The sequence below is a fragment of the Pseudomonas carassii genome (genome assembly GCF_036324045.1).
Lineage (GTDB): Bacteria > Pseudomonadota > Gammaproteobacteria > Pseudomonadales > Pseudomonadaceae > Aquipseudomonas > Aquipseudomonas peradeniyensis.
Genome location: NZ_JAZDCT010000017.1, coordinates 96,044 through 120,588, shown reverse-complemented (window position 1 = coordinate 120,588; position 24,545 = coordinate 96,044). Strand labels below are relative to the sequence as shown.

Genomic DNA, 24,545 nt, shown 5'->3' with positions numbered 1-24,545 from the left:
GGCTGGCCCCGCGATCGGGGATAACGCCTATCAGCGGGTGACAGTGCGCATGGTCACGAACTCTTCGGCGGCGGTCGGGTGCACGCCAATGGTCTCGTCGAACTGCTGCTTGGTCGCCCCCGCCTTCAGGGCGATCCCCAGGCCCTGGATGATCTCGCCGGCGTCCGGCCCGACCATGTGGCAGCCCAGCACCTTGTCGGTGTCGGCGTCGACCACCAGCTTCATCAGGGTCTTTTCCTGGATATCGGTCAGGGTCAGCTTCATCGCCCGGAAGCGGCTCTCGAAGATCTGCACCTTGTGCCCGGCGGCAAGGGCCTGCTCCTCGGTCAGGCCCACGGTGCCGATCGGCGGCTGGCTGAACACCGCGGTCGGGATGTTCTGGTAGTCGACCGTGCGGTACTGCTCGGGCTTGAACAGGCGCCGGGCCACGGCCATGCCCTCGGCCAGGGCCACGGGGGTGAGCTGCACACGGCCGATGACGTCACCGATGGCCAGGATCGACGGTTCGGTGGTCTGGTACTGTTCGTCGACGCGGATGAAGCCGCGCGGGTCCAGTTCGACGCCGGTGCTCTCCAGGCCCAGGTTATCCAGCATCGGCCGGCGCCCGGTGGCGTAGAAGATGCAGTCGGCAACGAGCTCGCGACCGTCCTTGAGGGTGGCCTTGAGGCTGCCGTCGTCGAGCTTGTCGATGCGCTGGATGTCGGCGTTGAACTCAAGGTTCATGCCGCGTTTTTCCAGCTCTTCCTTCAGGTGCGTGCGCACCGAACCGTCGAATCCACGCAGGAACAGTTCACCGCGGTACAGCAGCGTGGTGTCGGCGCCCAGGCCCTGGAAGATGCCGGCGAACTCCACGGCGATGTAGCCGCCGCCCACCACCAGCACCCGGCGCGGCAGGTCCTTGAGGTAGAAGGCTTCGTTGGAGGTGATCGCCAGCTCCTTGCCGGGGATGTCCGGCACCTGCGGCCAGCCGCCGGTGGCGATGAGGATGTGCTCGGCGCTGTAGCGCTGGCCTTCGACTTCCACCTCGTGGGCACCGGTCAGGCGCGCATGGCCCTGCAGCAAGGTCACGCCGCTGTTGACCAACAGGTTGCGGTAGATACCGTTGAGGCGTTCGATCTCGCGGTTCTTGTTGGCAATCAGCGTGCCCCAGTCGAAGTGACCCTCTTCCAGGGTCCAACCGAAGCCTGCGGCCTGTTCCAGTTCATCGGCGACATGGGCACCGTACACCAGCAGTTTCTTCGGCACGCAGCCAACGTTGACACAGGTGCCGCCGAGGTAGCGGCTTTCGGCAACCGCCACTTTTGCGCCGAAACCCGCAGCGAAGCGCGCCGCGCGTACACCGCCAGAACCGGCGCCAATCACAAACAGATCAAAATCGTAAGCCATGCATTGAGTCTCCTAGGCAGACGCCCAGCATAGCGCCGTTGGCCGCCGCAAACAAAAAAGCCACCCGAAGGTGGCTTTTTCAGACAACACCGGGGGCTCAGTAAGCCTTGCCGGTCTTGTAGAAGTTCTCGAAGCAGAAGTTGGTCGCTTCGATGTAGCCTTCGGCGCCACCGCAGTCGAAACGCTTGCCCTTGAACTTGTAGGCGATCACGTTACCTTCGGCGGCCTGCTTCATCAGCGCGTCGGTGATCTGGATCTCGCCACCTTTGCCCGGCTCGGTCTGCTCGATCTTCTCGAAGATGTCCGGGGTCAGGATATAGCGGCCGATGATTGCCAGGTTGGACGGTGCGTCCTCTGGCTTGGGCTTCTCGACCATGGCGTCGACACGGAAGATGCCATCCTTGATCTCTTCACCGGCGATGACGCCGTACTTGTTGGTTTCCTGCGGATCGACTTCCTGGATGGCGACGATCGAGCAGCGGTACTTCTTGTACAGCGCGACCATCTGCGCGAGCACGCCGTCACCCTCGAGGTTGACGCACAGGTCGTCTGCCAGCACCACGGCGAACGGCTCGTCGCCGATCAGCGGGCGGCCGGTCAGGATGGCGTGGCCCAGGCCTTTCATTTCGGTCTGGCGGGTGTAGGCGAAGGAGCACTCGTCGAGCAGGCGGCGGATGCCGACCAGGTATTTCTCCTTGTCGGTGCCCTTGATCTGGTTTTCCAGCTCGTAGCTGATGTCGAAGTGGTCTTCCAGGGCGCGCTTGCCACGGCCGGTGACGATGGAGATCTCGTTGAGGCCGGCGTCCAGTGCTTCTTCAACGCCATACTGGATCAGTGGCTTGTTGACCACCGGCAGCATTTCCTTGGGCATGGCTTTGGTAGCGGGCAGGAAGCGGGTGCCGTAACCGGCTGCCGGGAACAAGCATTTCTTGATCATATACGTCCTTAACAAGGGCTTTGCGTACGAAATTCGGCGCAGTCTAATCAGGCGGCGGTCACCTTACAATGCCCCCCGCGCTGGCCGATGCCATCATAGAGATATTCCAGTGTAGATAGTTCCGCCAGGGCGTGAATTTCAGGCGACCGGCAGCATCATCGCGGGGCATGTCGCATTGGCGGTACGCCGATGCGACGTGCCCCGCGATGATGTCCAATCAGCCGCCGATCCCCTGCCCGATCAGCACGCCATCGACCTTCTGCCCATACAGGTTGACCCCGTCGTTGGCATGGAACTTCAGCCGAGTCTTTTCGATCGAGCCTTCGACCAGCCGCGGATCCTGCGGCCGCTCATGGCGGTTGATCCAGGCCGCCACGTCCCAGGCCTGCTGGTCGCTCAGGCTACCGGGCTTGCCCAGTGGCATGTTGTACTTGATGAACGATGCCGCGGTATTGATCCGGTGCATGCCGGCGCCCCAATTGTAGGAATCCTTGCCCCACAGCGGCGGCATCACGAATTCCCCGGCCACCTTCTGACCTTCACCATTGCCGCCGTGACAGATCGCGCATTGCTCGTCGTACACCTGCTTGCCGCGCTTGAAGTCGTAGCCACCCTCGGGCTTGGGCACTTCCGGATAGCCACGCCCGGCGATTTCCACGCCGGTCGGCGCCTGGGTCGACAGCCAGTAGGCGTAGACGCTCAAGGCGGTCATCTGCGGGCTGTCGGCCGCCGGTGGCTTGCCGTTCATGCTGAAGGTGAAGCAGCCCTGGATGCGCTCGGCAAATGTGTTGACCTTGTCGTTTTTCTTGCGATACGCCGGATACATCGGGTAGGCGCCCCACAGCGGTGCGGAATGCGGCAGGCGCCCCTGGTCGAGGTGGCAGTTGCTGCAGTTCATGCCGTTGCCGACCGCATCGGGCATCAGCCGGCGGGTATCGACGAACAGCGCGTGGCCTTCACGGACCATCTTGCCGAAGGCATTGTCCGGGATCGCGCTTTCGGCGGGCGGCACGAACTGCGGGGCGACCTGCACGCCCGGGACCTTGAGCTGGGACTGGTCTTCCATGGCGATGGGGGCGGCCTGGGCAGTGCCCATGGCCAGCAGCAGGGTTGGCATCAGGATTTTCATGGCTTGACCTCCTGGCTGGCAGGTTGGGCGAAGTAGTCGGCGACCGCCTTGACCTCGGCATCGGTCATCGCCTTGGCCACGTTGACCATCATCTGGTTGGGATCATTACTGCGGCTGCCATCGCGCCAGGCATTGAGCTGCGCCACCAGGTAACCGGCAGGCTGCCCGGCCAGCGGCGGGAAGTGCTCGCCGACACCGCTGCCGCCCGGCCCGTGGCACTGCACGCAACCGGGGATCATCCGGCTCCAGTCGCCGTAGACGGCCAGGCGGGTCACCGGATCGTTGGCGATCTGCTGACGACGCGTGTCCGCCGCGGCATCGGCCGGCAGCTTGGCCAGATAGGCGCTGATTGCCTCGATTTCGGCATCGTCCAGGGCCTTGGCCAATGGCTCCATCACCGCCTGCTTGCGGCTGCCGTTGCGAAAGTCGTGCAATTGCTTGCTGAGATAGCCGGCAGGCAAGCCGGCGAGACGTGGAAAGCCGGCAGCGGCGATACCCTTGCCGTCCGGACCATGGCAGCCCAGGCAGGCCATGGCGGCGGGGTTCTGCCCGCCCTGGTTGAAGATCTTCTGGCCATCGGCAGCGTGCGCCGAGGGCCAGGCCAAGATCAGCAGGCTGCCGATCACGACATGGCTCAGGGGTTTCATCACGGAGGCTCCATTTCCTTGTTATAAGCTTAGGCTTAAACGATATAAGCCCAGAAATACTAGGCCTATTCCCCGACGTGCGACAACGCGTCACCGGGAAGGAAAGTGGCAAACCGCCAGCTAATTGCCGATTAACTGAGCTGGATCAAGAACCGGAGATGCATTGGGTCGCCGACGTGCGCACGTCGCCCAGGCGCAACGGGAAATTGTTCAGCCGCTCGTACACCTTGATCGCGCTGCCGCTGCCGCGCTTGTCGATATCGAACAACGCCGCTGGACCGACACCGGCCGAAAGCTTCTGCGGAACGATCAGGCGCAAGGTATCGCCACGCATTTCTTCCTGCAGCGGCTCACGGGAGTCGGCCAGCTTGTTCTTCACGCAATCGGCATACTCGCGCGGCGTCTTGCCGGAGATCACATCCAGCGTCGCGTGCGACTGCTCGAGTTCCGTCACGCTGACACAGCCACCCAATGCCAGCGATACCGCGGCTACCACCCATTTCATCTACATCGTCTCCAGCATCTGCAAAGTCATCCTCTGACCACATCCAGGCGGTTTTGCTCCCACGTCTGGCAGAAATCTCCTTGGCCGGGCCAGCCCGGGCGCAAGTGTAACCTCACATCGTGGTATCTTTCGCGTTTGCTGAAACAATCCTTGCGGAGCACCCCATGAAATTCGTACACCAGCGCGAGCACCTGAACGAGGACGACATCGTCGTCATCGAGTGCTCCCAGCGCTGCAACATCCGCCTGATGAACGACGCCAACTTCCGCAGTTTCAAGAATGGCGGGCGCCACACCTACCACGGCGGCCACTTCGAGCGCTTCCCGGCGAAGATCACCGTGCCCAGCACCGGCTTCTGGAACATCACCATCGACACCGTGACCACCCGCCCGATCTCGGTGACGCGCAAGCCGGCCCTCAGCCACAAGATCAAGATCATCCGTCGCTCGTCGTCGAAACTTGGATAACACTCGGATAGCCGCATGACCCAGACCATCAAGTACGTGATCAAGTACAAGCTCGACGGCGAACGCCGCTGGGACTTCGCCCAGATGCCCGACGCCTCCCTCGAGCAGGCGCAGCAGGCCCTGCGCAAGATCCACGGCGACGACGCCGACAAGATCAGCGACATCCAGGTCAGCAAGGCCCTGTAACCACGCAGCACGCCCCGCACTCAAGGAGTCGCCCATGAGCACCTGGCAAGACCGCCGCATCCTCGACCTGCTGGGTATCGAGCTGCCCATTCTCCAGGCCCCCATGGCCGGCACCAGCGGTTCAGCCATGGCCATTGCAGTCGGCAATGCCGGCGGCCTGGGCGCCCTGCCCTGCGCCATGCTCACCGTCGAGCAGGTGCGCGGCGAGATCGAGGTTTTCCGCGCCGCCTGCCCGGGCCCGCTCAACCTGAACTTCTTCTGTCACCAGCCGCCGGCACCCGAGCCCGAGCGCGACGCCCGCTGGAAGCAGGCGCTCAAGCCCTATTACGAGGAAGTCGGTGCGGACTTCGAGGCGCCCACGCCGGTGTCCAATCGTGCGCCTTTCGATGAACAGAGCTGCCGATTGGTGGAGGAACTGCGCCCGGAGGTGGTCAGCTTCCACTTCGGCCTGCCGGCGCCTGAACTGCTGCGGCGGGTCAAGGCAGCCGGGGCCAAGGTGCTATCCAGCGCCACCACGGTGGAGGAAGCGCTGTGGCTGGAACAGCACGGCTGCGACGCGATCATCGCCATGGGCTACGAGGCCGGCGGTCATCGCGGCATGTTCCTCGGCAGCGACATCACCAGCCAGATCGGCACCTTCGCCCTGGTGCCGCAGGTGGTCGATGCCGTGCGTCTGCCAGTGATCGCGGCGGGCGGTGTCGGTGATCATCGCGGCCTGGTCGCCGCCCTGGCCTTGGGCGCTTCGGCGGTGCAGGTGGGTACGGCCTACCTGTTCTGCCCCGAGGCCAAGGTATCCCCGGCGCACCGCCGCGCCCTGGACAGCGCACCCGCCAGCGACACCGCGCTGACCAACTTGTTCACCGGCCGCCCGGCCCGCGGCATCAACAACCGCCTGATGCGCGAACTGGGGCCGATGAGCGCCCTCGCCCCACGCTTCCCGCTGGCTGGCGGCGCGCTGATGCCGCTGCGGGCAATCACCGATCCACAGGGCAACGCCGATTTCAGCAACCTGTGGTCGGGACAGGCGCTGCGCCTCGGGCGGCCTATGCCGGCGGGCGACCTGACTCGGGCCATTGCCGGGCAGACAGCAAAAAGCTGACCCAAAAATCAGGAAATTTTCAGACCCCCTCTTCCCGACGGATGGCGTATCGCTATATAGTTCATGCCATAACGATAACCCGCCGTCCCTAGGAGCCGTTTGCATGCGTATTCGCCTGTCCCACCTGGCCTTCAGCGCCCTTGCCACCTTGATCGCCGTCAACGCCGCACAGGCCGACGAGGTCCAGGTCGCCGTGGCGGCCAACTTCACAGCGCCCATCCAGGCCATCGCCAAGGACTTCGAGAAGGACACCGGCCACAAGCTGATCGCCGCCTACGGCGCCACCGGCCAGTTCTACGCGCAGATCAAGAACGGCGCGCCGTTCGAAGTGTTCCTCGCCGCCGACGACAGCACCCCAGCCAAGCTCGAGCAAGAAAAAGAGATCGTCGCGGGTTCGCGCTTCACCTATGCCATCGGCACCCTGGCGCTGTGGTCGGCCAAGCCGGGCTACGTCGACGCCAAGGGCGAGGTGCTGAAGAAGAACGAATACAAACACCTGTCCATCGCCAACCCCAAGGCCGCGCCCTACGGCCTGGCCGCCACCCAGGTGCTGGACAAGCTGAAGCTGACCGAGGCCACCAAGGCGAAGATCGTCGAAGGCCAGAACATCACCCAGGCCTTCCAGTTCGTTTCCACCGGCAATGCCGAGCTGGGCTTCGTCGCCCTTTCGCAGATCTACAAGGATGGCAAGGTAACCGAGGGCTCGGCATGGATCGTTCCGGCCGAGCTGCATGACCCGATCCGCCAGGACGCGGTGATCCTCAACAAAGGCAAGGACAACCCGGCCGCCAAGGCCCTGGTCGACTACCTCAAGGGCCCGAAGGCCGCCGCGGTGATCAAGTCCTACGGCTATGAGCTCTGATGCCGCTCGACGCCAGTGACCTGGGTGCCATCTGGCTGACCATCAAGCTGGCCAGCCTGACCACCGCCATCCTCCTGGTGCTGGGCACGCCCATCGCCTGGTGGCTGGCGCGCACCCGTTCCTGGCTGCGCGGGCCGATCGGCGCGGTGGTGGCCCTGCCCCTGGTGCTGCCACCGACGGTGATCGGCTTCTACCTGCTGCTGGCCCTCGGCCCCCACGGCTGGATCGGCCAGGCGACCCAGGCCTTGGGCCTGGGCAGCGTGGTGTTCAGCTTCACCGGGCTGGTGATCGGCTCGGTGGTGTACTCCATGCCCTTCGTGGTGCAGCCATTGCAGAACGCCTTCGGCGCCATCGGCCAGCGCCCGCTGGAGGTGGCCGCCACCCTGCGCGCCAGCCCCTGGGATACCTTCATCCATGTGGTACTGCCACTGGCGCGCCCCGGCTTCGTCACCGCCAGCATCCTCGGCTTCGCCCACACCGTGGGCGAGTTCGGCGTGGTGCTGATGATCGGCGGCAACATTCCCGACAGGACCCGCGTGGTCTCGGTGCAGATCTTCGATCACGTCGAGGCCATGGAATACAGCCAGGCGCACTGGCTGGCCGGGGCCATGCTGGTGTTCTCGTTCCTGGTGCTGCTGATGCTCTATGCCGGCCGCCGTGGCAAGGCCGGCTGGAGCTGACATGAGCGCATCGATACAGGCACGCCTGAAACTGGCGCGTGACGACTTCACCCTGGACGTCGACCTGAACCTGCCCGGACGCGGCATCAGCGCCCTGTTCGGCCACTCCGGCTCGGGCAAGACCTCGTGCCTGCGCTGCCTGGCCGGCCTTGAGCGAGCCGCCAGCGCCTACATCGAGGTCAATGGAGAGGTGTGGGAGGACAGCGCGCGCGGGCACTTCATCGCGCCGCACCAGCGCCCGGTCGGCTACGTGTTCCAGGAGGCCAGCCTGTTCCCGCACCTGTCGGTGCGCGGCAACCTCGAGTTCGGCTGGCGCCGCATCGCCCCCGAGGCGCGCAAGATCAGCCAGGAACAGGCCTGCCAGCTGCTGGGCATCAGCCACCTGCTGGCGCGCAAACCGGCGACCCTGTCCGGCGGCGAGGCACAACGGGTCGGCATCGCCCGGGCCCTGCTCAGCAGTCCACGGCTGCTGCTGATGGACGAACCGCTGGCCGCGCTCGACAGCGCGCGCAAGCGCGAGATCCTGCCGTACCTGGAGCGCCTGCACGACGAACTGGATATCCCGCTGATCTACGTCAGCCACGCCCAGGACGAAGTGGCCCGCCTGGCCGATCACCTGGTCCTGCTCGAACAGGGCAAGGCCGTGGCCAGCGGGCCGATCGGCCAGACCCTGGCACGCCTCGACCTGCCGCTGGCCCAGGGCGAGGATGCCGGCGTGGTGCTCGAAGGCGTGGTGGTGGGCCACGATCCGCATTACCAGCTGTTCGAACTGCGCCTGCCTGGCGGTGACGGCCAGCGCTTGCGCATCGCCCACCCGGGGCTGCACATGGGCAGCACCCTGCGACTCAAGGTGCAGGCCCGGGATGTCAGCCTGGCGCTGACCGCCGATAGCGCCTCGAGCATCCTCAACCGCCTGCCGGTGCGGGTCCGCGAGTTCCGCCCGGCGGACAACCCGGCCCATGTGCTGGTCAGCCTGGACGCCGCCGGCAACGCCCTGCTGGCGCGCATCACCCGTTATTCGGCGGACCAGCTCGCGGTACAGCCGGGCCAGATGCTGTGGGCGCAGATCAAGTCGGTGGCGCTGCTGGGTTGATCGCTTGCCTCAAGTCACTTCGTTGACTACAAGCCACCACCTCGAGCAGCAGAACGATCATTGACCCCCACTATTTAGTTCATCGAGCAGAGAAATTTCCCATATGGCGCCAAGCACCCTATCCTTGCCACCGAGCACCTTGGCCAGGGGAATGCGTAGCACCCCCACTGGCACCTGCAACTAAAGATCGATAACAGAATTTGTCTGTCGGGGAATTACTATCCGCCGAAAGCGTCTTTAATGAGAAGGAAGAGGGACAGGCTCCCACCGCAGACCATCAGGCTCGGCGGTTTTCTACATCACCAAGGAGAACTACATGCTGATACTCACACGCAAGGTTGGCGAAAGCATCGTCATCGACGACGACATCAAAGTCACCATTCTGGGCGTCAAGGGGATGCAGGTGAGGATCGGTATCGATGCGCCGAAGGATGTCCAGGTGCACCGTGAAGAGATCTACAAGCGGATCCAGGCCGGCAGCCCGGCGCCGGAAAAGAGCAACGACGAGTAATCCCAAGCCAACCGCATCATGCCGCACGGATGCGCCTGATCGATTGCCCGCCCATGCGGGGAGCCTCTCCCGAACCTCAGGTGCCGAGCAGTTCGCGCACCGTGGCGATCATCCGGTCCATGTCGAAGGGTTTGTCGAATACCGCCGCGAACCTTCCCGGGCAGGCCCGACCCTGGCTGGCCTGGGCGCCGCTCATGAGAATCACCGGCAAATCCGCCAGCTGCAGCTCGTCACGAATCGCATTCAGCAGCTCCTCACCATTGAGCACCGGCATCATGTAGTCGGTGATCACCAGGTCCACGCGCTTCTCTCTCAGGGCCTCCAGGGCCTTGCGCCCATTGCTGGCCTTTTCTACCAGGTAGCCCTCATCCTCCAGGGCAAAACCCAGGATATCGGCAATCAGGTACTCGTCATCGACGATCAGGATGCTGTTCATCCCATCAGCGGTCTCCTGGCGTTGTCGCCGAGCCGCTGAGCACGCCGCTGGCGCCATCGAACGCCCGCGTCAGGCTGATGCCATTCGGTCCCAGGTTCAATGCCTGCAAGGCCGGATCATGGTCGCTGTCGCGCACCTTGATGATCGACAGGGCGCGGTGCAGTTGTGCATCGAGCTCGGCGAAGCGCATGAGGATCAGGTTGTCGACGATGCTCGACAGGTCCGGGGCCGGCGCGGTGATCTCCGAACCGAAGATATCGCGCATTTCCCAGGTCAGCAGCACCGTGACGCCGCGGGCGCGCAGCTCGCCGGTCAGCGCGCGGAAGAACGCGTTGAGGCGGGCGGGCTCCAGCGCCAGGCGGCCGAATGCGCCCAGGCTGTCGATCACCACGCGCCGCGCGCCCAATGCCTCGACCTGCGCCAGCAGACGGGCGCCGAGCTGGTCCAGCAGGCCTTCGGTGGTCGGCTGCCAGCTCAGTTGCACCGCCCCCTCGCGCTCCAGCGCCGGCAGATCGTAGCCCAGCGCGGACGCCTTCAGGCGCAGCCGCGCCGGCGTCTCGTAGAAACCGAAATGCAGGCCCGGCGCGGCCTTCGTCGAGGCAGCGAGAAACGCGATGCCCAAGGCCGTCTTGCCTACGCCCGATGGCCCCATCAGCAGGCTCACCGAGGCCTCGGCCAGCCCGCCACCGAGCATGCCGTCCAGGTCGGCGACCCCGGTGGCGACCCGCGCCAGGGTTTGCGCATCCTGCTGGCTGGGCCGGCTGTAGAGCGCTTCAAGGCGCGGATAGACCTGCAACCCCGACTCATCGATCTGGCATTCGTGGCGCCCGGACAGCGCGCTGCTGCCACGGGTCTTGCGCAGCTGGACATGCCGCACCGCAGTACTGCCGACCAGATGCTCACCCAGCTCGATCACGCCATCGACCATGGTGTGCTCGGGGCTGCCCTCCTCCAGCCGGGCACTGGTCAGCAGCAACACCGTGCAACCGGCGAACGCCGCATGCCCCTGCAGCTCGGAGACGAACTTCTTGGTGTCCAGGCTGGTTTCCGCCCGCGAGCGGGCGTTGAGCAGGCCATCGACGACCAGCAAGGTGGCCTGCTGCCGGGCGATCTCCTGGCGCAACAGCCTGACCACCGCGTCCAGGCCATCCTGCTCGAGGGTATCGAAGGCGCTGACGAACTGGATGCTGTCACCGACCAGCGCCGGGTCGAAGAAGCTCAGCGTCGACAGGTACTGGAACAGGCGCTCGTGGGACTCACTGAGCAAAGTCGCCACCAGCACCCGGCCACCGTCGCGCACATGGTTGCAGGCCAGCTGGTTGGCGAGGATGGTCTTGCCCGAGCCCGGGTGCCCCTGGACGATGTAGGAGGCGCCGACCACCAACCCGCCCTTGAGCAGCGCATCAAGCCCTTCGATGCCGGTGGCCAGTCGCTTGAGTTGCTCTACCATGGTCGTCTATCCGTCGCTCGCTGGGGTATCAGCGCCCGTTCGGGCAGGTAGGTACAGGCTCATGCAGGTGCCTCCGCCGGGGCGGCTGGAGACGCTGATCGCGCCCTCACTCTGGCGGGCGAAACCATAGGCCTGGCTCAGCCCCAGGCCCGTGCCCTTGCCGAAAGCCTTGGTGGTGAAGAACGGTTCGAAGATGCGCGGCAACACCTGGGGATCGATGCCCTGCCCGTCATCACGCACATCGAAGCGCACGAAGTGCCCGTGCAACCCCTCCACCTCGCCGGTCAGGCGCACGCTTTCGACCGCCAGGTGGATCTGCCCCGTCGCCGCAATGGCGTCGCGGGCGTTGAACACCAGGTTGAGCAGGACCATCTGCAACTGCCCGGCGTCCACCTCGATCAACGGTAGATCCGGCTGCACCTGCGGCAGCAGTTCGATGTCCCCCGGCAGCGCGTGCTCTGCCAGCCCGCAGGTGGTGTCGATCATCTGGGCCGGAGCGATGCGGGTGACGTTCAGTTGCCGATGCCGGGCGAAGCTGAGCAGTTGCTGGGTCAGTTGGGTACCGCGCTGTCCGGCGTCGAGAATATGCTCGAGCAGGCGCCGCACCCGCGCCGGGTCCTGGCTGCCAGAGGCCAGCCGGGCAGAGCTGAGGATGATCGTCAGCAAGTTGTTGAAGTCATGGGCCAGGCCACCGGTCAGTTGCCCCAGGGCCTCGAGCTTCTGCGCCTGGAACAGCTGCGCGCGCATGGCGTCCAGTTGCAGCGCGGATTCGCGGCGGTCGGTGATGTCGCGGGTGACCTTGGCCAGGCCGATGACCTCGCCATGCTCGTCCCGGATCACATCCAGCGCCGCCAGCGCCCAGAATTGCGTGCCATCCTTACGCACGCGCCAGCCCTCGTCCTGCGCCTTGCCCTCTTCCAAGGCCTGGTTCAGCAGCTGTTGCGGACGGCCTTCGGCACGGTCCTGATCGGTAAAGAACAACGAGAAATGCCGGCCAATCACCTCGTCGGCACGATAACCCTTGATCCGCTGCGCGCCCGCGTTCCACGACACCACATGGCCAGTCGGGTCGAGCATGTAGATGGCATAGTCCACCACGGCCTGGACCAACTGCTCGTAGCGCGCCTCGGGCATCACCGAATGGGTGGGGCGGTCTGTCGACACCATGCAAGCTCCACAAGCACCGCGAAAGGACATATTGAGCGTAGTCAAAAGTCCCGCCGACACCGTCCTTCAGGCGACGATCGTCAGTGCTCGCGCTCCACCACCGTCGGCACCAGCCGGCGCGGCATCGCCACCTTCAGCAACCACAACCCCAGCAGCAGGATCGACGCCCCGCCGCCCAATGCCAGGAAGCGCTGTGGTTCGGGGTGTTCCTGATCGAGGCCGAGCATCAGCAGGTAGCCGCCCAGGCTCATGAAACCGGCGTACAGGAATGCCGCCAGCAGGCAGACAAGCAGAAACAGCAGACGCCAGAACAGCTTCGGGCGTACGCGCCGGACTGCCTCTGGGTCGGGGGAACGCGATGACATGGCGACACGACCAGTTGGATCCAATGCCTGAACAGTGGCGGAATGGCGGCATCCTGTCAATTGACCTATAGTGGCCCCGCCCCCCACAAGGAAGCGACATGACTTCGAACCTTCGCATGCAAGGGCTGCAGGACGACCTGGTGCGCAGCGCCGGCGAACTCGACGAACTTTGCCAAGCCCTGGACGGCCATGCCCGGTTCCTGCGCCACTCGATCCACCAGGCCGATGCACAGGCCATGGACGGGCATGTCGATGACCTGCGCCACTCGGCCTGCGACATGCGTGACATCGCCCGCAGCATCGAACCCTGAACCTCGGGGCCGGTTGACGCTTCTATAACAATGGGTTATAAAGCGCGCCTGATTGTCCAGGCCCTGCTGCTATGCAGCATGCCGGTCAATCGTGCGAGTGTGGTGGAATTGGTATACACAGCAGACTTAAAATCTGTCGGCGTGAGCCTTGCGGGTTCGAGTCCCGCCACTCGCACCATCTTCTGTCGATCAAGGCGCCCTTGCGGCGCCTTTTTCATGCCCGCCGGAAAACCGCCGCGCAACTGCTAGAGTGGAACCTGTCCCTGTCCACTGGAGCGCCGCCATGCGCTATAGCCTGCTCGACGGTCAACGCGACGTCATCCTGCTGCTCGCCCGCATCCTGCTGATGATCCTGTTCGTGCTCTCCGGCTGGAGCAAACTGAGCGGTTTCGAAGGCACGGTCGGCTACATGACTTCCCTCGGCGCACCCGCGCCCATGCTGGCGGCAGCCGTCGCCGTGATCATGGAGCTGCTGGTCGGCATCCTGCTGATCCTGGGCTTCTACACCCGCCCACTGGCATTGCTGTTCGCCTTGTTCGTGCTGGGTACCGCGCTGCTCGGGCACCCGTTCTGGAACATGATCGAGCCCGAGCGCAGCGCCAACATGACCCAGTTCCTGAAGAACCTCGCCATCGTCGGTGGGTTGCTGCTACTGGCCCTCACCGGCGCCGGGCGCTTCTCCCTCGACCGCCGCTGAGCGCGACGGCGGCGGCATCAATCGTCGCAGTCGTCGTGCCAGGCCGGGTGGTCGTCTTCATCGTCGAAGTCGTCGAGTGACTCTTCGTCCTCCTCAACTTCGTCCAGCGCCCCGTAGGCGTCAGCTTCGGGGTCGAAGTCTTCGTGGAATTCGGGGTCGAGCAGGTGGTCGTGCTCGGGTTCGGGCAGATCGTCTTCGTCGTGCATCGCAGGCTCCGGTAACAACGGCACGCCTGTATAGGCGCATCGGCGCGGGCGGTCAATCCTCACGGCGCTTAACCCCGGCTTAACCGACAAGGCGCATGGTGCAGGCTCTCCCTTCAAAAACGCACTTTGCCCGCCGCCTTGGCGGGCTTTTTTTCCCGGCCGTCCCCCGCGCCACTGAACCGCCCGCCATTTCAGCGCTCGCATGGGTGCAGGATCTTTTTCATCAAGGAGATTTCCCATGGCCGTGAACATCGACACGCTGATCATCACCACCCCGCTTGCCAAGTCCGCTAGCAACCCTGTCGCGTTGGAGGTGACCGGAGCCCAGGCCCTGGCCACTCTGCCCCAGGTGGTCAGGCGCCTGGACAATGGCGCGGTACGCATGACCGCGCCGACCAAGGGCGCGTCGAGCAAGAGCACCCATCGCACCCGCTGCGAGTGGAAGGAAGCCACCTATTGGGCCATGGACAGTGCCAACCGACATTTCAGCCACCAGCGCATGGTGCTCGATCAGGTCAACTCGGCGCAGAAGGTGGTGATCGCGCAGATGCATGTGAAAGACGACGACAGCCCGGCGATCAAGGTGTTCTGGAACAAGGGCAAGATCACCCTCGGCTTTCGCCGGGACTTCGATCAGGCGACACCGACCAACAGCGAAATCCTCGCCAACGTGCCCCTGCACACCCCCTTCGACATTACCCTGGAGGTTTCTGCAGCAGGGGCCGCGATGATTTCAGCCACCTGCAACGGCCGCACAGGCAGTACAGGGCTGCTGCAAATGGCCAGTACCTGGAACAGCCGCACCTTCAACTTCCACGGTGGTGTCTACAACCAGGTGGACTTCAGCGACAGCACAGCACCGGAGGACGCCTCGGTCTGTGTCATCAGCCAGCTCGAACTGCATCATCGGTGATGAACAGACAAGCATGACGCCCCTGCAGGGTCGCCCCATTCATCTGAATGTAACATTTCGAGGCAAAGTGCCATCATGTCAGGTAGGATTCCACCGCCTCGCCCTGGATTGCGAGGTAATTCACTGAAATTCCAAGGAATCCGCAATGCCATTCGCTCGTCACCTGATCGCCGCCGCCCTTGTCGTCCTGACCACGGGGTGCGCCAGCGGCCTGAACTCCGTGCAGGAACAGGAGCTCGGCTACTACCGCGCGCAAAACCTCGAAGTCAGGGAAAAGAGCCCGGGCGCTGCCGCGGCACTCGGCCTGCTGCCCGGCGGGGGCTCGTTCTATGGCCGAGCCTATGGTTATGGCGTTGCCAACCTGCTGCTGTGGCCGCTCTCGATTCTCTGGGACCCGGTCAGTGGCTACAGCGCCGCCGAGTCGATCAACTACCAGGCCACCCGCGCCCATGTCTCGCGCATGAAGAAAAGCCAGATGGATACGCTCGACAACAAGCTGATCGCAGAAGAGATCGATCCGAGGCAGTACGCGATGGAGAAGCGCAAGATCGAGGAAAAATTCAGTAACGGTTACTGAGCCCCTTTCAGCATGGCCTTCACGAAATTCTGACATTCGCGTAGGCAGACTGACCTGGCTTCGATACGTTCTGTTCAACCCGCCTCTTTAGGCGGGTTTTCTTTTTTGGGCGCTCCGATCACGAGAAAGCCACGGCAATTGACAACATTTTCACGTCTGCCGTGCCAAGGTAGTGACTCATCCGTGAAACACTTGGCCCGCCCTCCCCAGCGGGCCTTTTCTTTGCCTGCGCGCTAGTCGAAAGCACCGTTGAGTACTTCGTAGATCACCCCCGTGGCGACTGCCACCAGAATCAGGTCGACACCCGCCTGCATCCATTCGTAACCCTCATAACGCGGCAGTTGGCCCAGCAGCCGGCCATCAAGCTTCTTGGCAATGCCAGGGGGCAGCGGCTTGCCGCGCGCCAGGTTCTTCTGGATACCTGGAGGCAGCGCTGGCCCAGGACTCCAGTAGTCACGGTGCCCACCCAGGATACCGAGCACATCGCCACGGTCTATCACGGGGCCGCCATGACCACCATCGTGCTTGCCCGCCCCTGGGTTGCCATGGTTCTGCTGGGATTGTCCCTTGCCGTGCCCCTTGCCATTCCCCGGGTCGGCGAAGGATATGCAGGGCCCCAGTACCAGTGCGATGGATGTCAGTGTGGCAATAACGGTGCGGCGTTTGCTCATTGCTGCTTGCCTCTGCAGATTGGGGTCTGTGCAATCCTAGCCCATGACAACGACATGGGGCTTCGCCATGACCCTGCTTGAGCAATCAGGCATATCGGCACCACGGCGGGCGCGCATACTACCGTTGCGACTTGGTAAAGTGGCATCCAGCCGGTATTGAAGGACCACAGGTCAAAGGAACGACATGCTGAAACTGCTCACCGACATAGCCTTCCTGTGCGCGGGGCTATTGCTACTGATCGCCCTCTTCTGGGCATGCACCTACGAGCGCAATCGCTGGCGCGCAGCCTTCGAAGCAGACTTCACGACCAGGCTGGGCAGCCTGGGTATCGACGGCTATGAACTGGTGGTCGACAAAGTCACGCTGCCCACCCCCCATAGAGCTGCCGATGTGTACCGGATCTTCCACGATCTGAAGGGCAACTATTTTCTTTACATCAAGAACGGCTACGCAGCGGGGGCGCTCAAGCCCTTGACCAGCGAGCGGGCGCTGCAGGCCGCGAAAATGAGTGGATATCCCTGCAAAGGTCCGCAGGTCTAGAGGGCGCTGGCTGTCCTGCAAAATCTGGCAACACTTGTCGGCCACCCCGTCGATGAAACTCAATGGGATCGATGCTGTCCCATTGCCATCGGTTACTGCCGAGGCCGTCCGATAGCGCTTACAGACGTGGCAAGGTCCACATCGCGAAGCGATCCTGATACGGCCTCGATATCCCGGTTTACCGGCGCGCGCATCCCACCTGTCGAGGATGCCGCCCCCATTTTTCAAGGCTGAAAGAGCGAACCATGAAACAGAACCTTCTCCTCGTTGCCGTCTGCGCCGCCCTGCTCCAGGCCTGCACCCCGGCGTCCACTTCCCATGAAGGAGCGCCTTCCATGCCTGCCACTGCCGCGTCTGCCGCAACCCAGCCAAAACTCTCGGCCTACTACTGGAACCTGGTAGCGGCCAACGATGCCTCGGGCAAACCCATCACCGCCATGGCCCCAGGCGTCGAGGGCAAACTGCGGTTGAACTTCGCCGAACGCAACCTGAACATCAGCGGCGGCTGCAACAACCAGTTCGGCGGCTATGCCTACCAGGACGGCGTACTGAAGGTGCAATCACTGGCCTCGACCCTGAAGGCCTGCGACAAGCCCCTGATGGAACTGGATGCCCAGGTTGGCCGCCTGTTCAAGGGCGACCTGCGTACCACCCTCTCCGACGATGCCGGGGAGCCAGTACTGCAACTGACCACCCAGGACGGCTCGGTGCTGAAGTTCCAGGGTGAAGCCACCCCGGAGACCCGCTATGGCAGCAAGGGCGAGATCAAGTTCCTGGAAGTGGCCGCCAAGACCGTCAAGTGCAGCCATCCACTGATCCCCAACTACCAGTGCCTGCAAGTGCGCGAGCGTCGCTATGACGACGCCGGCCTGCAGCTGGCGACCCAGGACAGCTGGCACCCGCTGTACCAGTCCATCGAAGGCTACGAGCACCGCGACGGCGTACGCACCGTGCTGCGCGTGAAACAATACGAATGGAAGAACCCGCCGGCCGACGCCTCGTCGCAGGTCTATGTGCTGGACCTGATGGTCGAGCAGGACGCTTCGGGCAAGTAATTGCCACTCGGCGCAGGCCGCTCTGCGGCGGCCTGCGCCCTGAACCGACAGCGACCTTGAAACGGCTCAGCTGAGCGCCACGTTGACCTGCGCACTGTCGACGTATTGCTCCATGCTGACAATCTTGCCGTTCTTCAACCGGTACAGGTGGGCAAAGGTAGCGGTCATCGCCTTCCCGGTCTTGCGATAGGTCCCCGAGTAGACGCCAAAGGCGGCAACTCGGTCGTCCTCGGCCACATAGGTATGCACCTTGGCCTGGTAGCCATCCCATTCGGTAGCGAGGCGATGGAACACACCCTCCATGATCGCCTGGGGGCCGACATAGGTACCGGCATAAGGGAAGCCGGCCGCTTCGGTCCAGGTCACGTCCGCAGCCAGCGCCGCCAATAGATTCTGACCATTCTGCTCGGCTGAGCCTTCGTACGAGGCTCGGATGATGTCCAGGTTGCTCTTGCTCATGGTTTTACCCCCGCGTTCAGCTCGCGAATGAAGGCCTCAGGATCTGAAAAGATAGCGCTGGCAGGTAACAACTGCAGGGCGTCGTCCGCTTGATGCAGAACGAATGTCGGCACGCCTTGGCCACCCACGCGACGCAACAAGGCACGCCCCTGCCCCACACGATCGTCGTTGGCCTGCAGCAAGGCCGAATCCGGGCGCGTCAGCCGCTCGGCGGCGGTATCCAAGCCCAGATTCACCAGCACTGCAGTCAACGTCTCCAGTCGAGTCACGTCCTGGCCATCGACATAGCGCGCCGCCTGGATCGCCTTGAGTGCTTCGAACTCGCGCTCAGGCGACGTCAGGTTCACTGCGCTGAGCGCCAGGGTAGACGGACCACTGTCGAACCCCTGAAGACGGTCGGCGAGCACCTGGTCACGATAGCGTTCACTGAAGACCTGCCCAGTCAGGCGCTCGATACGCTGGTCGTTGCTCCAGGCGTAGGCCGCAAAGTCATCATCCATGGCGCGAGCACCGCTGCCGGAAAACAGCCCCGTCGGTATCAGGCGCAACGCAAGGCCGGTGGATTCGAGAACCTGAGGCAGCGGTCCACCTGCACCGTAGCACCAGCCGCACAGTGGATCGAAAAGGTAAACCAGGGTCTTGTTCATAGTGAAACGCCTTGAATGGAATGCCTCGAATCTTATAGCGCGCGAATTGACATTTAAACGCATACAAAATAAACACACTGTATGTTAAATGCAGACATTAAAGGGTATATCAATGACCGGCGCTTCCAGCCTGAACAGGCTTGCGTACTTCACCGCAGTGGTCGAAACCGGTTCCTTCACCGCAGCAGCAGAGCGCCTCGGCATCACCAAGGCCGTGGTCAGCCAACAGGTGGCGCGACTGGAAAGCGACTGTCGTACCACATTGCTGGTTCGCAGTACGCGGAAAGTCCGCACCACCGAGGCGGGCCAACAGTTCTACCACCGCTGCGCCCTGATCCTCAAAGAGGCTGAAGAGGCTTTCGAAGAATTGTCCGAGGCCGCCAGCGAGCCGACGGGTACCCTACGCCTGACCGCCCCTTTCGATTACGGCATCGGTGTCGTGGTGCCGGCCATCACCGCATTCTCGCAGCGATATCCGCAGTGCAAGGTCGAGGCTCATTTCAGCGACCAGACCTTGGATCTGGGCGCCAACGATCTGGACCTTTCCATTCGCGTTGGCTGGATTACCGAGCAACATCTGCAGGCCCGGCGTATCGGCCAGTTTGCGCAACGGTTGGTGGCCGGCCCTCAATGGCAAGCGCGAGTGGACAAACTGCAGACCCCAACGGAGCTGGCCGAGTTGCCGATCGTGGCGAACCTCGCGCTGCGAGAGCCGACCCGGTGGGTATTTGCCAAGGACGCCACACAGCGCGAAACGGTAGAGATGAGAGCCAGCCTGTCGCTCAACGCCACCTTGGCAGTGCGCGAAGCCACGCTGCTCGGGGCCGGGCTATCGGTCCTTCCGGACTATGTGGCGGAACCTGACCTGCAAGCAGGCCGGCTGATCGAGGTGCTGCCGCAATGGTCGCTACCCCGAGGCGAGATCCATGCAGTCTTTCCAACGGCTCGCTTTCGACCGGTCAAGGTGCGGGCGTTTGTCGAGCTTCTGGCAAGCCGCCTGGCTCAATGAGACGGCTCAGACCATCAGGTGAGCGCACGCCCGCACAGCCGCAGACAGTGCTACGCTCCGAGGATCATGGCCATCCAAGGGAATGAAGATGAGCTTCGACTGGCACGCTGGACCGATCACCCGCACCACCCCGCTGGACAGGCACTACCGGAATACGCAGAAGGTCCGACAGTTCCTGGTTAATGAATGTGGCGAGGCCTTCAAGTTCGACCGCGCCTTCATGGCCTGGATCAAGAGCGCTGCGCCTGCCACCATGGGGGACGTCGCGGATGAGTGGCTGCGCAGACGCGGCTGATCAAGGCGGTTCGCTGTCCAACGTTGGCCGCCCTTGCTACCACCCAAGACCGCTACCCAATAGCTGCCTTCAGGATTGGCCCTTTTTAGCGTGGAACGGCGCGAAGGTCATACCGAAGAACCAGCCGCCGATCATTGCCAGCCAGATCGATTTGTATCCCTCTACGTTGTAGGCGCACCAATAGTTGATCGCCGTAATCACAACGAAAATCGAGAAAAACTGCTTGCGGGAGTACCTGCTCAGGTAACGGGTGGCGGCTGCGTCCAGTTCTTTGAGCTTCTTCATTGCGTTTCATCCTTGAATAACCAGTAGAAGTTCACCGCGGACTTACCGGTGATCACACACTTTCCTTCGTGTCCCACGATTTGTCCCTGATGGTGGGGCGACGAACAATTCGCAGGCATTAAAAAACCCCGCAGACCTGCGGTCTGCGGGGTTTCGAATGGTGGAGGCCGAGGTCGGAATCGAACCGGCGTAGACGGATTTGCAATCCGGAGCATAACCACTTTGCTACTCGGCCTCAAAGTCGGAGTCAGCTTTCGCTATCTCCTTGAAACCGCTGGGCTTTTTCAAGTCAGCTGCGTTTCGATGGACGCCATTATGTCGGCATTCGAAGCACCTTGCAACCCCCTTGAAGAAAAAAATCTTCAAGGGGTTCAAGGTGTTAGCGCAGACGCCCGAGTTTGCTCCACAAGCCGACCAGGGTGTTCTCCACCGCCCCGCTGGCGGCCACGCCAATGCGCTCCTGCAGGCTCTTGCGCTCGGCGAAGCGCAGGAGGAACACATTGGCCTCGCGAGCACTGCGGCTCAGGTACTCGTCGCTGGTGCCCAGTTCGTCGACCAGTTGGCGATTGAGCGCGGCGATGCCGAGCCAGACCTCGCCGGTAGCCACCTCGTCTATATGAAGCTGCGGGCGGTAGCGGGCAACGAAGTCCTTGAACAGCTGGTGGGTGATGTCCAGGTCTTCCTGGAACTTCTCCCGGCCCTTGTCGGTGTTCTCGCCGAACACGGTAAGGGTGCGCTTGTATTCACCGGCGGTGAGCACTTCGAAATCGATGTCGTGCTTCTTCAACAGGCGATTGACGTTGGGCATCTGCGCCACCACACCAATCGAGCCCAGTATCGCGAACGGCGCACTGACGATCTTCTCGCCGATGCAGGCCATCATGTAGCCGCCGCTGGCGGCGACCTTGTCGATGCAGATGGTCAGCGGGATGCCGGCCTCGCGGATACGCGCCAGCTGCGAAGCCGCCAGGCCGTAGCTGTGCACCATACCGCCGCCGCTCTCCAGGCGCAGCACCACTTCATCACGCGGGGTGGCCAGGGTCAGCAGCGCGGTGATCTCGTTGCGCAGGCTCTCGGTGGCCGAGGCCTTGATGTCACCGTCGAAGTCGAGAACGAACACCCGGCGCTTTTCCTCGGGTTTTTTCTTCTGCTGTTTTTCCGCCTTGGCCTGCTGCTTGCGCAGGGCCTTGAGCTGGGCCTTGTCGAGCAGGCCCGACTCCAGACGCTCGCGCAGCTCCTTGTAGAACTCGTTGAGACGGGTAACCTGCAATTGCCCGCCCGGCTTGCGCCGCCCTTTGCCACGCAGGCCGGCGATGGCCGACAGCACCACCAGGATGGCGATCACCAGGGTGGCGGTTTTGGCGAGAAAGCTTGCGTATTCGGCAAGAAACTCCACATTGACTCCTTGATAAACCAGCGCCGCAAGGGCGCGAACTGGATGCAAGCATACCGGGGCGCCAGGCCCGCTGCCAGCCAGTGAAAATGCTGGCAACACAGTTCAAACGACCTTTTCAAACGCTTGTATGTTTTTTCGTTGACAGCCCGCCTGGGGCAACCTAACCTCGCAGCAACCTCCAACCGGGCCGGACTTCAACGTGGGCAATCTCTACCTGATCCGACATGGCCAAGCCTCCTTCGGTGCCGCCGACTACGACGTCCTCTCGCCGGTGGGCGAGCGTCAGAGCCAGGCACTGGGCGAGCACCTGGCCCAGCTGGGCCTGCGCCTGGACCGTTGCGTGGCCGGCACCCTGCGTCGCCAACAGGATACCGCCCGCCTGGCCCTGGACGCGCTGCAGGCTCATGGCGAAGCAGTCCCGGCCATAGAGACCGACGCTGCCTTCAATGAGTTCGACGCCGACGGAGTGATCCGTGCCCTGCTCCCCGCCCTGTTGCCCGAAGAGCCCGAGGCCCTGCATGTGCTGCGCAACTGCACCCAGCACCGCGCCGAGTTCCAGCGCCTGTTCGCCCTGATGGTGCAGCGCTGGCACGACGGCGAGCATGCCCACGACGAACACCTGGAAACCTGGCAGGCCTTCACCGGCCGGGTCGGCGATGGCCTGCGCCGCCTGCTCGACAGCGCCGCCAGCGGCGACAACATCGCCCTGTTCACCTCCGGCGGCACCATCGCCGCCCTGCTCCACCTGGTAAGCGGAATCACGCCGGCTCAGGCGTTCACCCTGAACTGGCAGATCATCAACACGTCGCTCAGCCACCTGAAGTTCCGTGGCCGCGACGTCACCCTGGCTTCCTTCAACAGCCAAGCCCATGTGCGGCTGTTGCGGTTGCCGGAGCTCGTCACCTACCGATGAGCCCGGTCTGTTGTGTCCTCGCGGACGCGAATATCACTTAACAAGGAATACACCATGAGCGATGTAGCTAAAGCCGTCGAGGCGATGAAGGCAAAATTCAACCCATCCGCTGCCGCCGGCCTGGACCTGGTGTTCGGCTTCAACATCACCGACGAAGACAAGCACTACGCCCTGCTGGTCAAGGATGGCACCTGCGAGATCCAGGAAGGCGAGAACGCCGACGCCAACTGCACCCTGGTGATGGACAGCGAAACCCTCAAGGGCATCGTCAGCGGTGACACCGACGGCATGCAGGCCTTCATGGGCGGCAAGCTGCGCGTCGAAGGCGACATGATGCTGTCGATGAAGCTCAGCGAGCTGTTCCCGTCCTGATCGGCGCGGCGAATCGCCAATGAAAGGAACCGAAGCCTGATGGGCTTCGGTTTTTTTTCGCCTGCCGCAAGGCCCGCCCATCAGGGCCATTGATCGCCCGGCAACACCCAGGCCAATAAGCGTCTGGCACGCTTGTACCAGCTTCGACAGGAAATTAGATTAGCCAATAGTCCTTGCTACTGATCATAAGGAAATCGCATGACGCTCACCGACCAGTCCACCCAGGTACGCCCCGGCGAAGAACTCGACGCGGCCGTCATCGATCCGTACCTCAAGGATCACATTCCCGGTCTCGCGGGCACCCCGAACATCAGCCAGTTCCCCGGCGGCGCCTCCAACCTGACCTACCTGGTCAGCTACCCGAACCGGGAATTCGTGCTGCGCCGCCCGCCGTTCGGCCACAAGGCCAAATCGGCCCACGACATGGGCCGTGAGTTTCGCATCCTCAACCAGCTCAACGCCGGCTTCCCCTATTGCCCCAAGGCCTACGTGCACTGCACCGACGAGTCGCTGATCGGCGGCGAGTTCTATGTGATGGAACGGGTCAACGGCATCATTCTGCGTTCGGACATCCCCGCCGAATTGGACCTGGACACCGGCCGCACCGAAGCCCTGTGCAAGAGCTTCATCGACCGCCTGGTCGAGCTGCACCAGGTGGACTACCAGGCCTGTGGCCTGGCCGACCTGGGCAGACCGGAAGGCTATGTGCAGCGCCAGATCGAAGGCTGGGTCAGCCGCTACGAAAAAGCCCTGACGCCCGACGCGCCGCGCTGGGAGCAGGTGATCGCCTGGCTACGCGAGAAGATGCCCGCCGACCACCCGCGCCCGGGCATCGTGCACAACGACTACCGCTTCGACAACGTCATCCTCGACAGCGCCAACCCGATGCGCATCATCGGCGTACTGGACTGGGAGATGGCCACCATCGGCGACCCTTTGATGGACCTGGGCAACAGCCTGGCCTACTGGATCGAGGCCGGCGACCCGGCGCCGGTGCAACTGATGCGCCGCCAGCCGAGCAACGCCCCCGGCATGCTCACTCGCCAGCAGTTCGTCGACTACTACGCCGAGCGCGCTGGCATCCGCATCGACAACTTCGACTTCTATTATTGCTACGGGCTATTCCGCCTGGCCGGCATCGTCCAGCAGATCTACTACCGCTTCTTCCACGGCCAGACCCAGGACAAGCGCTTCGCCCAGTTCATCCACATGAACCGGCTGCTGGAGCAGATGAGCCTGCAACTGATCGGCAAATCCAGCCTGTAACTTCGGCAGACA

At 63.2% G+C, this 24,545-nt stretch carries 33 protein-coding genes and 2 tRNA genes; 19 read left to right on the top strand and 16 right to left on the bottom strand.

Annotated features, from left to right (window positions below):
• Positions 1-30 precede the first annotated feature (30 nt).
• The 5 genes from gorA to V0R62_RS14805 all read right to left on the bottom strand — a co-directional run bounded on the left by gorA (position 31) and on the right by V0R62_RS14805 (position 4,604).
• The gene (gene gorA / locus V0R62_RS14825) at positions 31-1,386 is read right to left on the bottom strand and encodes a glutathione-disulfide reductase (protein WP_330104263.1); all 1,356 of its coding nucleotides are present in this window, start codon (positions 1,384-1,386) and stop codon (positions 31-33) included.
• Between the two features lie 97 nt (positions 1,387-1,483).
• Positions 1,484-2,323 (bottom strand): UTP--glucose-1-phosphate uridylyltransferase GalU, encoded by an 840-nt coding sequence (galU, locus tag V0R62_RS14820; RefSeq protein ID WP_330104262.1) that lies wholly within the window; start codon positions 2,321-2,323, stop codon positions 1,484-1,486.
• Positions 2,324-2,540: 217 nt separating this feature from the next.
• Entirely contained in the window at positions 2,541-3,452 is a 912-nt protein-coding gene (locus V0R62_RS14815; RefSeq protein ID WP_330104261.1) for a c-type cytochrome, read from the bottom strand.
• Positions 3,449-4,099 carry a c-type cytochrome gene (locus tag V0R62_RS14810; RefSeq protein ID WP_330104260.1) on the bottom strand — a complete coding sequence of 217 codons (651 nt, stop codon included), beginning with the start codon at positions 4,097-4,099 and terminating at the stop codon, positions 3,449-3,451. Before V0R62_RS14810 ends, V0R62_RS14815 begins: the two co-directional genes overlap by 4 nt.
• 145 nt (positions 4,100-4,244) lie before the next feature.
• Positions 4,245-4,604 carry a hypothetical protein gene (locus V0R62_RS14805; RefSeq protein ID WP_330104259.1) on the bottom strand — a complete coding sequence of 120 codons (360 nt, stop codon included), beginning with the start codon at positions 4,602-4,604 and terminating at the stop codon, positions 4,245-4,247.
• 164 nt (positions 4,605-4,768) lie between these two features.
• Here V0R62_RS14805 and V0R62_RS14800 point away from each other — a divergent pair, with 164 nt between their 5' ends.
• The 7 genes from V0R62_RS14800 to csrA all read left to right on the top strand — a co-directional run bounded on the left by V0R62_RS14800 (position 4,769) and on the right by csrA (position 9,502).
• A complete protein-coding gene (locus tag V0R62_RS14800) occupies positions 4,769-5,071 on the top strand; it encodes a DUF1883 domain-containing protein (protein ID WP_050706249.1) in 303 nt (100 codons plus the stop codon).
• A gap of 15 nt (positions 5,072-5,086) precedes the next feature.
• Positions 5,087-5,257 carry a hypothetical protein gene (locus tag V0R62_RS14795; protein ID WP_177330847.1) on the top strand — a complete coding sequence of 57 codons (171 nt, stop codon included), beginning with the start codon at positions 5,087-5,089 and terminating at the stop codon, positions 5,255-5,257.
• A gap of 34 nt (positions 5,258-5,291) precedes the next feature.
• Entirely contained in the window at positions 5,292-6,356 is a 1,065-nt protein-coding gene (locus V0R62_RS14790; RefSeq protein ID WP_330104258.1) for an NAD(P)H-dependent flavin oxidoreductase, read from the top strand.
• Positions 6,357-6,459: 103 nt separating this feature from the next.
• Positions 6,460-7,218, top strand: a complete 759-nt coding sequence (gene modA / locus V0R62_RS14785) for a molybdate ABC transporter substrate-binding protein (protein WP_330104257.1) — start codon at positions 6,460-6,462, stop codon at positions 7,216-7,218.
• Entirely contained in the window at positions 7,218-7,898 is a 681-nt protein-coding gene (gene modB, locus V0R62_RS14780) for a molybdate ABC transporter permease subunit (protein WP_186715205.1), read from the top strand. The genes modA and modB overlap by 1 nt, the downstream gene beginning before the upstream one ends.
• Position 7,899: 1 nt before the next feature.
• Positions 7,900-8,991, top strand: coding sequence for a molybdenum ABC transporter ATP-binding protein (gene modC, locus V0R62_RS14775; protein ID WP_330104256.1), 1,092 nt, complete (start codon positions 7,900-7,902; stop codon positions 8,989-8,991).
• Positions 8,992-9,307: 316 nt separating this feature from the next.
• Positions 9,308-9,502: a carbon storage regulator CsrA gene (gene csrA, locus V0R62_RS14770; protein ID WP_023628788.1), complete on the top strand. Its 195-nt coding sequence runs from the start codon at positions 9,308-9,310 to the stop codon at positions 9,500-9,502.
• Positions 9,503-9,578: 76 nt separating this feature from the next.
• Here csrA and V0R62_RS14765 read toward each other — a convergent pair whose 3' ends face one another.
• The 4 genes from V0R62_RS14765 to V0R62_RS14750 form a co-directional block, all read right to left on the bottom strand.
• Positions 9,579-9,938: a response regulator gene (locus V0R62_RS14765; protein ID WP_186715203.1), complete on the bottom strand. Its 360-nt coding sequence runs from the start codon at positions 9,936-9,938 to the stop codon at positions 9,579-9,581.
• A 4-nt stretch (positions 9,939-9,942) separates the two neighbouring features.
• Positions 9,943-11,388 (bottom strand): ATPase domain-containing protein, encoded by a 1,446-nt coding sequence (locus V0R62_RS14760; RefSeq protein WP_330104255.1) that lies wholly within the window; start codon positions 11,386-11,388, stop codon positions 9,943-9,945.
• 6 nt (positions 11,389-11,394) lie between these two features.
• On the bottom strand, positions 11,395-12,555 hold the full coding sequence (locus V0R62_RS14755) for a two-component system sensor histidine kinase NtrB (RefSeq protein WP_330104254.1): 1,161 nt from the start codon (positions 12,553-12,555) through the stop codon (positions 11,395-11,397).
• 80 nt (positions 12,556-12,635) lie between these two features.
• On the bottom strand, positions 12,636-12,920 hold the full coding sequence (locus V0R62_RS14750; RefSeq protein WP_330104253.1) for a hypothetical protein: 285 nt from the start codon (positions 12,918-12,920) through the stop codon (positions 12,636-12,638).
• 98 nt (positions 12,921-13,018) lie between these two features.
• Between V0R62_RS14750 and V0R62_RS14745 the strand changes: the two genes are divergently transcribed.
• The 3 genes from V0R62_RS14745 (at position 13,019) to V0R62_RS14735 (ending at position 13,928) form a co-directional block, all read left to right on the top strand.
• Positions 13,019-13,231, top strand: a complete 213-nt coding sequence (locus tag V0R62_RS14745; protein WP_330104252.1) for a hypothetical protein — start codon at positions 13,019-13,021, stop codon at positions 13,229-13,231.
• 93 nt (positions 13,232-13,324) lie between these two features.
• A tRNA-Leu gene (locus tag V0R62_RS14740) sits at positions 13,325-13,409 on the top strand.
• Between the two features lie 105 nt (positions 13,410-13,514).
• Positions 13,515-13,928 carry a DoxX family protein gene (locus V0R62_RS14735; RefSeq protein ID WP_330104251.1) on the top strand — a complete coding sequence of 138 codons (414 nt, stop codon included), beginning with the start codon at positions 13,515-13,517 and terminating at the stop codon, positions 13,926-13,928.
• Positions 13,929-13,945: 17 nt separating this feature from the next.
• Here V0R62_RS14735 and V0R62_RS14730 read toward each other — a convergent pair whose 3' ends face one another.
• Positions 13,946-14,134: a hypothetical protein gene (locus tag V0R62_RS14730; RefSeq protein WP_050706261.1), complete on the bottom strand. Its 189-nt coding sequence runs from the start codon at positions 14,132-14,134 to the stop codon at positions 13,946-13,948.
• A 238-nt stretch (positions 14,135-14,372) separates the two neighbouring features.
• On the opposite strand from V0R62_RS14730, the gene V0R62_RS14725 reads away from it, so the two are divergent.
• Together V0R62_RS14725 and V0R62_RS14720 are read left to right on the top strand one after the other, a co-directional pair.
• A complete protein-coding gene (locus tag V0R62_RS14725) occupies positions 14,373-15,047 on the top strand; it encodes a polysaccharide lyase family 7 protein (protein ID WP_330104250.1) in 675 nt (224 codons plus the stop codon).
• A gap of 145 nt (positions 15,048-15,192) precedes the next feature.
• Positions 15,193-15,624, top strand: a complete 432-nt coding sequence (locus tag V0R62_RS14720) for a hypothetical protein (protein ID WP_062361166.1) — start codon at positions 15,193-15,195, stop codon at positions 15,622-15,624.
• 233 nt (positions 15,625-15,857) lie between these two features.
• Here V0R62_RS14720 and V0R62_RS14715 read toward each other — a convergent pair whose 3' ends face one another.
• Entirely contained in the window at positions 15,858-16,295 is a 438-nt protein-coding gene (locus tag V0R62_RS14715; protein ID WP_330104249.1) for an anti-virulence regulator CigR family protein, read from the bottom strand.
• A 184-nt stretch (positions 16,296-16,479) separates the two neighbouring features.
• Between V0R62_RS14715 and V0R62_RS14710 the strand changes: the two genes are divergently transcribed.
• Positions 16,480-16,836, top strand: a complete 357-nt coding sequence (locus tag V0R62_RS14710) for a hypothetical protein (RefSeq protein ID WP_330104248.1) — start codon at positions 16,480-16,482, stop codon at positions 16,834-16,836.
• A 335-nt stretch (positions 16,837-17,171) separates the two neighbouring features.
• Positions 17,172-17,891 carry an META and DUF4377 domain-containing protein gene (locus V0R62_RS14705; RefSeq protein WP_330104247.1) on the top strand — a complete coding sequence of 240 codons (720 nt, stop codon included), beginning with the start codon at positions 17,172-17,174 and terminating at the stop codon, positions 17,889-17,891.
• Between the two features lie 66 nt (positions 17,892-17,957).
• Here the strand turns inward: V0R62_RS14705 and V0R62_RS14700 are convergent, their stop codons facing one another.
• Positions 17,958-18,350: a nuclear transport factor 2 family protein gene (locus V0R62_RS14700; RefSeq protein WP_330104246.1), complete on the bottom strand. Its 393-nt coding sequence runs from the start codon at positions 18,348-18,350 to the stop codon at positions 17,958-17,960.
• Positions 18,347-18,997 (bottom strand): DsbA family protein, encoded by a 651-nt coding sequence (locus V0R62_RS14695; RefSeq protein WP_330104245.1) that lies wholly within the window; start codon positions 18,995-18,997, stop codon positions 18,347-18,349. Before V0R62_RS14695 ends, V0R62_RS14700 begins: the two co-directional genes overlap by 4 nt.
• Positions 18,998-19,109: 112 nt before the next feature.
• Between V0R62_RS14695 and V0R62_RS14690 the strand changes: the two genes are divergently transcribed.
• On the top strand, positions 19,110-20,006 hold the full coding sequence (locus V0R62_RS14690) for a LysR family transcriptional regulator (protein WP_330104244.1): 897 nt from the start codon (positions 19,110-19,112) through the stop codon (positions 20,004-20,006).
• A gap of 88 nt (positions 20,007-20,094) precedes the next feature.
• Positions 20,095-20,301: a DUF6434 domain-containing protein gene (locus V0R62_RS14685; protein ID WP_028692449.1), complete on the top strand. Its 207-nt coding sequence runs from the start codon at positions 20,095-20,097 to the stop codon at positions 20,299-20,301.
• A gap of 69 nt (positions 20,302-20,370) precedes the next feature.
• On the opposite strand, the gene V0R62_RS14680 is transcribed toward V0R62_RS14685, so the two are convergent.
• The 3 genes from V0R62_RS14680 to sohB all read right to left on the bottom strand — a co-directional run bounded on the left by V0R62_RS14680 (position 20,371) and on the right by sohB (position 21,982).
• Positions 20,371-20,586, bottom strand: a complete 216-nt coding sequence (locus V0R62_RS14680) for a hypothetical protein (RefSeq protein ID WP_028692450.1) — start codon at positions 20,584-20,586, stop codon at positions 20,371-20,373.
• A gap of 161 nt (positions 20,587-20,747) precedes the next feature.
• A tRNA-Cys gene (locus V0R62_RS14675) sits at positions 20,748-20,821 on the bottom strand.
• A gap of 144 nt (positions 20,822-20,965) precedes the next feature.
• Entirely contained in the window at positions 20,966-21,982 is a 1,017-nt protein-coding gene (gene sohB / locus V0R62_RS14670; protein WP_330104243.1) for a protease SohB, read from the bottom strand.
• A gap of 199 nt (positions 21,983-22,181) precedes the next feature.
• On the opposite strand from sohB, the gene V0R62_RS14665 reads away from it, so the two are divergent.
• The 3 genes from V0R62_RS14665 (at position 22,182) to V0R62_RS14655 (ending at position 24,533) form a co-directional block, all read left to right on the top strand.
• A complete protein-coding gene (locus V0R62_RS14665) occupies positions 22,182-22,895 on the top strand; it encodes a histidine phosphatase family protein (RefSeq protein WP_330104242.1) in 714 nt (237 codons plus the stop codon).
• A gap of 54 nt (positions 22,896-22,949) precedes the next feature.
• Positions 22,950-23,267, top strand: coding sequence for an SCP2 sterol-binding domain-containing protein (locus V0R62_RS14660; RefSeq protein WP_203652286.1), 318 nt, complete (start codon positions 22,950-22,952; stop codon positions 23,265-23,267).
• A gap of 198 nt (positions 23,268-23,465) precedes the next feature.
• Positions 23,466-24,533, top strand: a complete 1,068-nt coding sequence (locus tag V0R62_RS14655; RefSeq protein ID WP_330104241.1) for a phosphotransferase family protein — start codon at positions 23,466-23,468, stop codon at positions 24,531-24,533.
• Positions 24,534-24,545: the final 12 nt, after the last annotated feature.

Excerpts from the sequence above, each read along its gene's own strand:
- gorA (WP_330104263.1), bottom strand. The coding sequence starts at position 1,386 with ATGGCTTACGATTTTGATCTGTTTGTGATTGGCGCCGGTTCTGGCGGT.
- galU (WP_330104262.1), bottom strand. The coding sequence starts at position 2,323 with ATGATCAAGAAATGCTTGTTCCCGGCAGCCGGTTACGGCACCCGCTTC.
- V0R62_RS14815 (WP_330104261.1), bottom strand. The coding sequence starts at position 3,452 with ATGAAAATCCTGATGCCAACCCTGCTGCTGGCCATGGGCACTGCCCAG.
- V0R62_RS14810 (WP_330104260.1), bottom strand. The coding sequence starts at position 4,099 with ATGAAACCCCTGAGCCATGTCGTGATCGGCAGCCTGCTGATCTTGGCC.
- V0R62_RS14805 (WP_330104259.1), bottom strand. The coding sequence starts at position 4,604 with ATGAAATGGGTGGTAGCCGCGGTATCGCTGGCATTGGGTGGCTGTGTC.
- V0R62_RS14800 (WP_050706249.1), top strand. The coding sequence starts at position 4,769 with ATGAAATTCGTACACCAGCGCGAGCACCTGAACGAGGACGACATCGTC.
- V0R62_RS14795 (WP_177330847.1), top strand. The coding sequence starts at position 5,087 with ATGACCCAGACCATCAAGTACGTGATCAAGTACAAGCTCGACGGCGAA.
- V0R62_RS14790 (WP_330104258.1), top strand. The coding sequence starts at position 5,292 with ATGAGCACCTGGCAAGACCGCCGCATCCTCGACCTGCTGGGTATCGAG.
- modA (WP_330104257.1), top strand. The coding sequence starts at position 6,460 with ATGCGTATTCGCCTGTCCCACCTGGCCTTCAGCGCCCTTGCCACCTTG.
- modB (WP_186715205.1), top strand. The coding sequence starts at position 7,218 with ATGCCGCTCGACGCCAGTGACCTGGGTGCCATCTGGCTGACCATCAAG.
- modC (WP_330104256.1), top strand. The coding sequence starts at position 7,900 with ATGAGCGCATCGATACAGGCACGCCTGAAACTGGCGCGTGACGACTTC.
- csrA (WP_023628788.1), top strand. The coding sequence starts at position 9,308 with ATGCTGATACTCACACGCAAGGTTGGCGAAAGCATCGTCATCGACGAC.
- V0R62_RS14765 (WP_186715203.1), bottom strand. The coding sequence starts at position 9,938 with ATGAACAGCATCCTGATCGTCGATGACGAGTACCTGATTGCCGATATC.
- V0R62_RS14760 (WP_330104255.1), bottom strand. The coding sequence starts at position 11,388 with ATGGTAGAGCAACTCAAGCGACTGGCCACCGGCATCGAAGGGCTTGAT.
- V0R62_RS14755 (WP_330104254.1), bottom strand. The coding sequence starts at position 12,555 with ATGGTGTCGACAGACCGCCCCACCCATTCGGTGATGCCCGAGGCGCGC.
- V0R62_RS14750 (WP_330104253.1), bottom strand. The coding sequence starts at position 12,920 with ATGTCATCGCGTTCCCCCGACCCAGAGGCAGTCCGGCGCGTACGCCCG.
- V0R62_RS14745 (WP_330104252.1), top strand. The coding sequence starts at position 13,019 with ATGACTTCGAACCTTCGCATGCAAGGGCTGCAGGACGACCTGGTGCGC.
- V0R62_RS14735 (WP_330104251.1), top strand. The coding sequence starts at position 13,515 with ATGCGCTATAGCCTGCTCGACGGTCAACGCGACGTCATCCTGCTGCTC.
- V0R62_RS14730 (WP_050706261.1), bottom strand. The coding sequence starts at position 14,134 with ATGCACGACGAAGACGATCTGCCCGAACCCGAGCACGACCACCTGCTC.
- V0R62_RS14725 (WP_330104250.1), top strand. The coding sequence starts at position 14,373 with ATGGCCGTGAACATCGACACGCTGATCATCACCACCCCGCTTGCCAAG.
- V0R62_RS14720 (WP_062361166.1), top strand. The coding sequence starts at position 15,193 with ATGCCATTCGCTCGTCACCTGATCGCCGCCGCCCTTGTCGTCCTGACC.
- V0R62_RS14715 (WP_330104249.1), bottom strand. The coding sequence starts at position 16,295 with ATGAGCAAACGCCGCACCGTTATTGCCACACTGACATCCATCGCACTG.
- V0R62_RS14710 (WP_330104248.1), top strand. The coding sequence starts at position 16,480 with ATGCTGAAACTGCTCACCGACATAGCCTTCCTGTGCGCGGGGCTATTG.
- V0R62_RS14705 (WP_330104247.1), top strand. The coding sequence starts at position 17,172 with ATGCCTGCCACTGCCGCGTCTGCCGCAACCCAGCCAAAACTCTCGGCC.
- V0R62_RS14700 (WP_330104246.1), bottom strand. The coding sequence starts at position 18,350 with ATGAGCAAGAGCAACCTGGACATCATCCGAGCCTCGTACGAAGGCTCA.
- V0R62_RS14695 (WP_330104245.1), bottom strand. The coding sequence starts at position 18,997 with ATGAACAAGACCCTGGTTTACCTTTTCGATCCACTGTGCGGCTGGTGC.
- V0R62_RS14690 (WP_330104244.1), top strand. The coding sequence starts at position 19,110 with ATGACCGGCGCTTCCAGCCTGAACAGGCTTGCGTACTTCACCGCAGTG.
- V0R62_RS14685 (WP_028692449.1), top strand. The coding sequence starts at position 20,095 with ATGAGCTTCGACTGGCACGCTGGACCGATCACCCGCACCACCCCGCTG.
- V0R62_RS14680 (WP_028692450.1), bottom strand. The coding sequence starts at position 20,586 with ATGAAGAAGCTCAAAGAACTGGACGCAGCCGCCACCCGTTACCTGAGC.
- V0R62_RS14660 (WP_203652286.1), top strand. The coding sequence starts at position 22,950 with ATGAGCGATGTAGCTAAAGCCGTCGAGGCGATGAAGGCAAAATTCAAC.
- V0R62_RS14655 (WP_330104241.1), top strand. The coding sequence starts at position 23,466 with ATGACGCTCACCGACCAGTCCACCCAGGTACGCCCCGGCGAAGAACTC.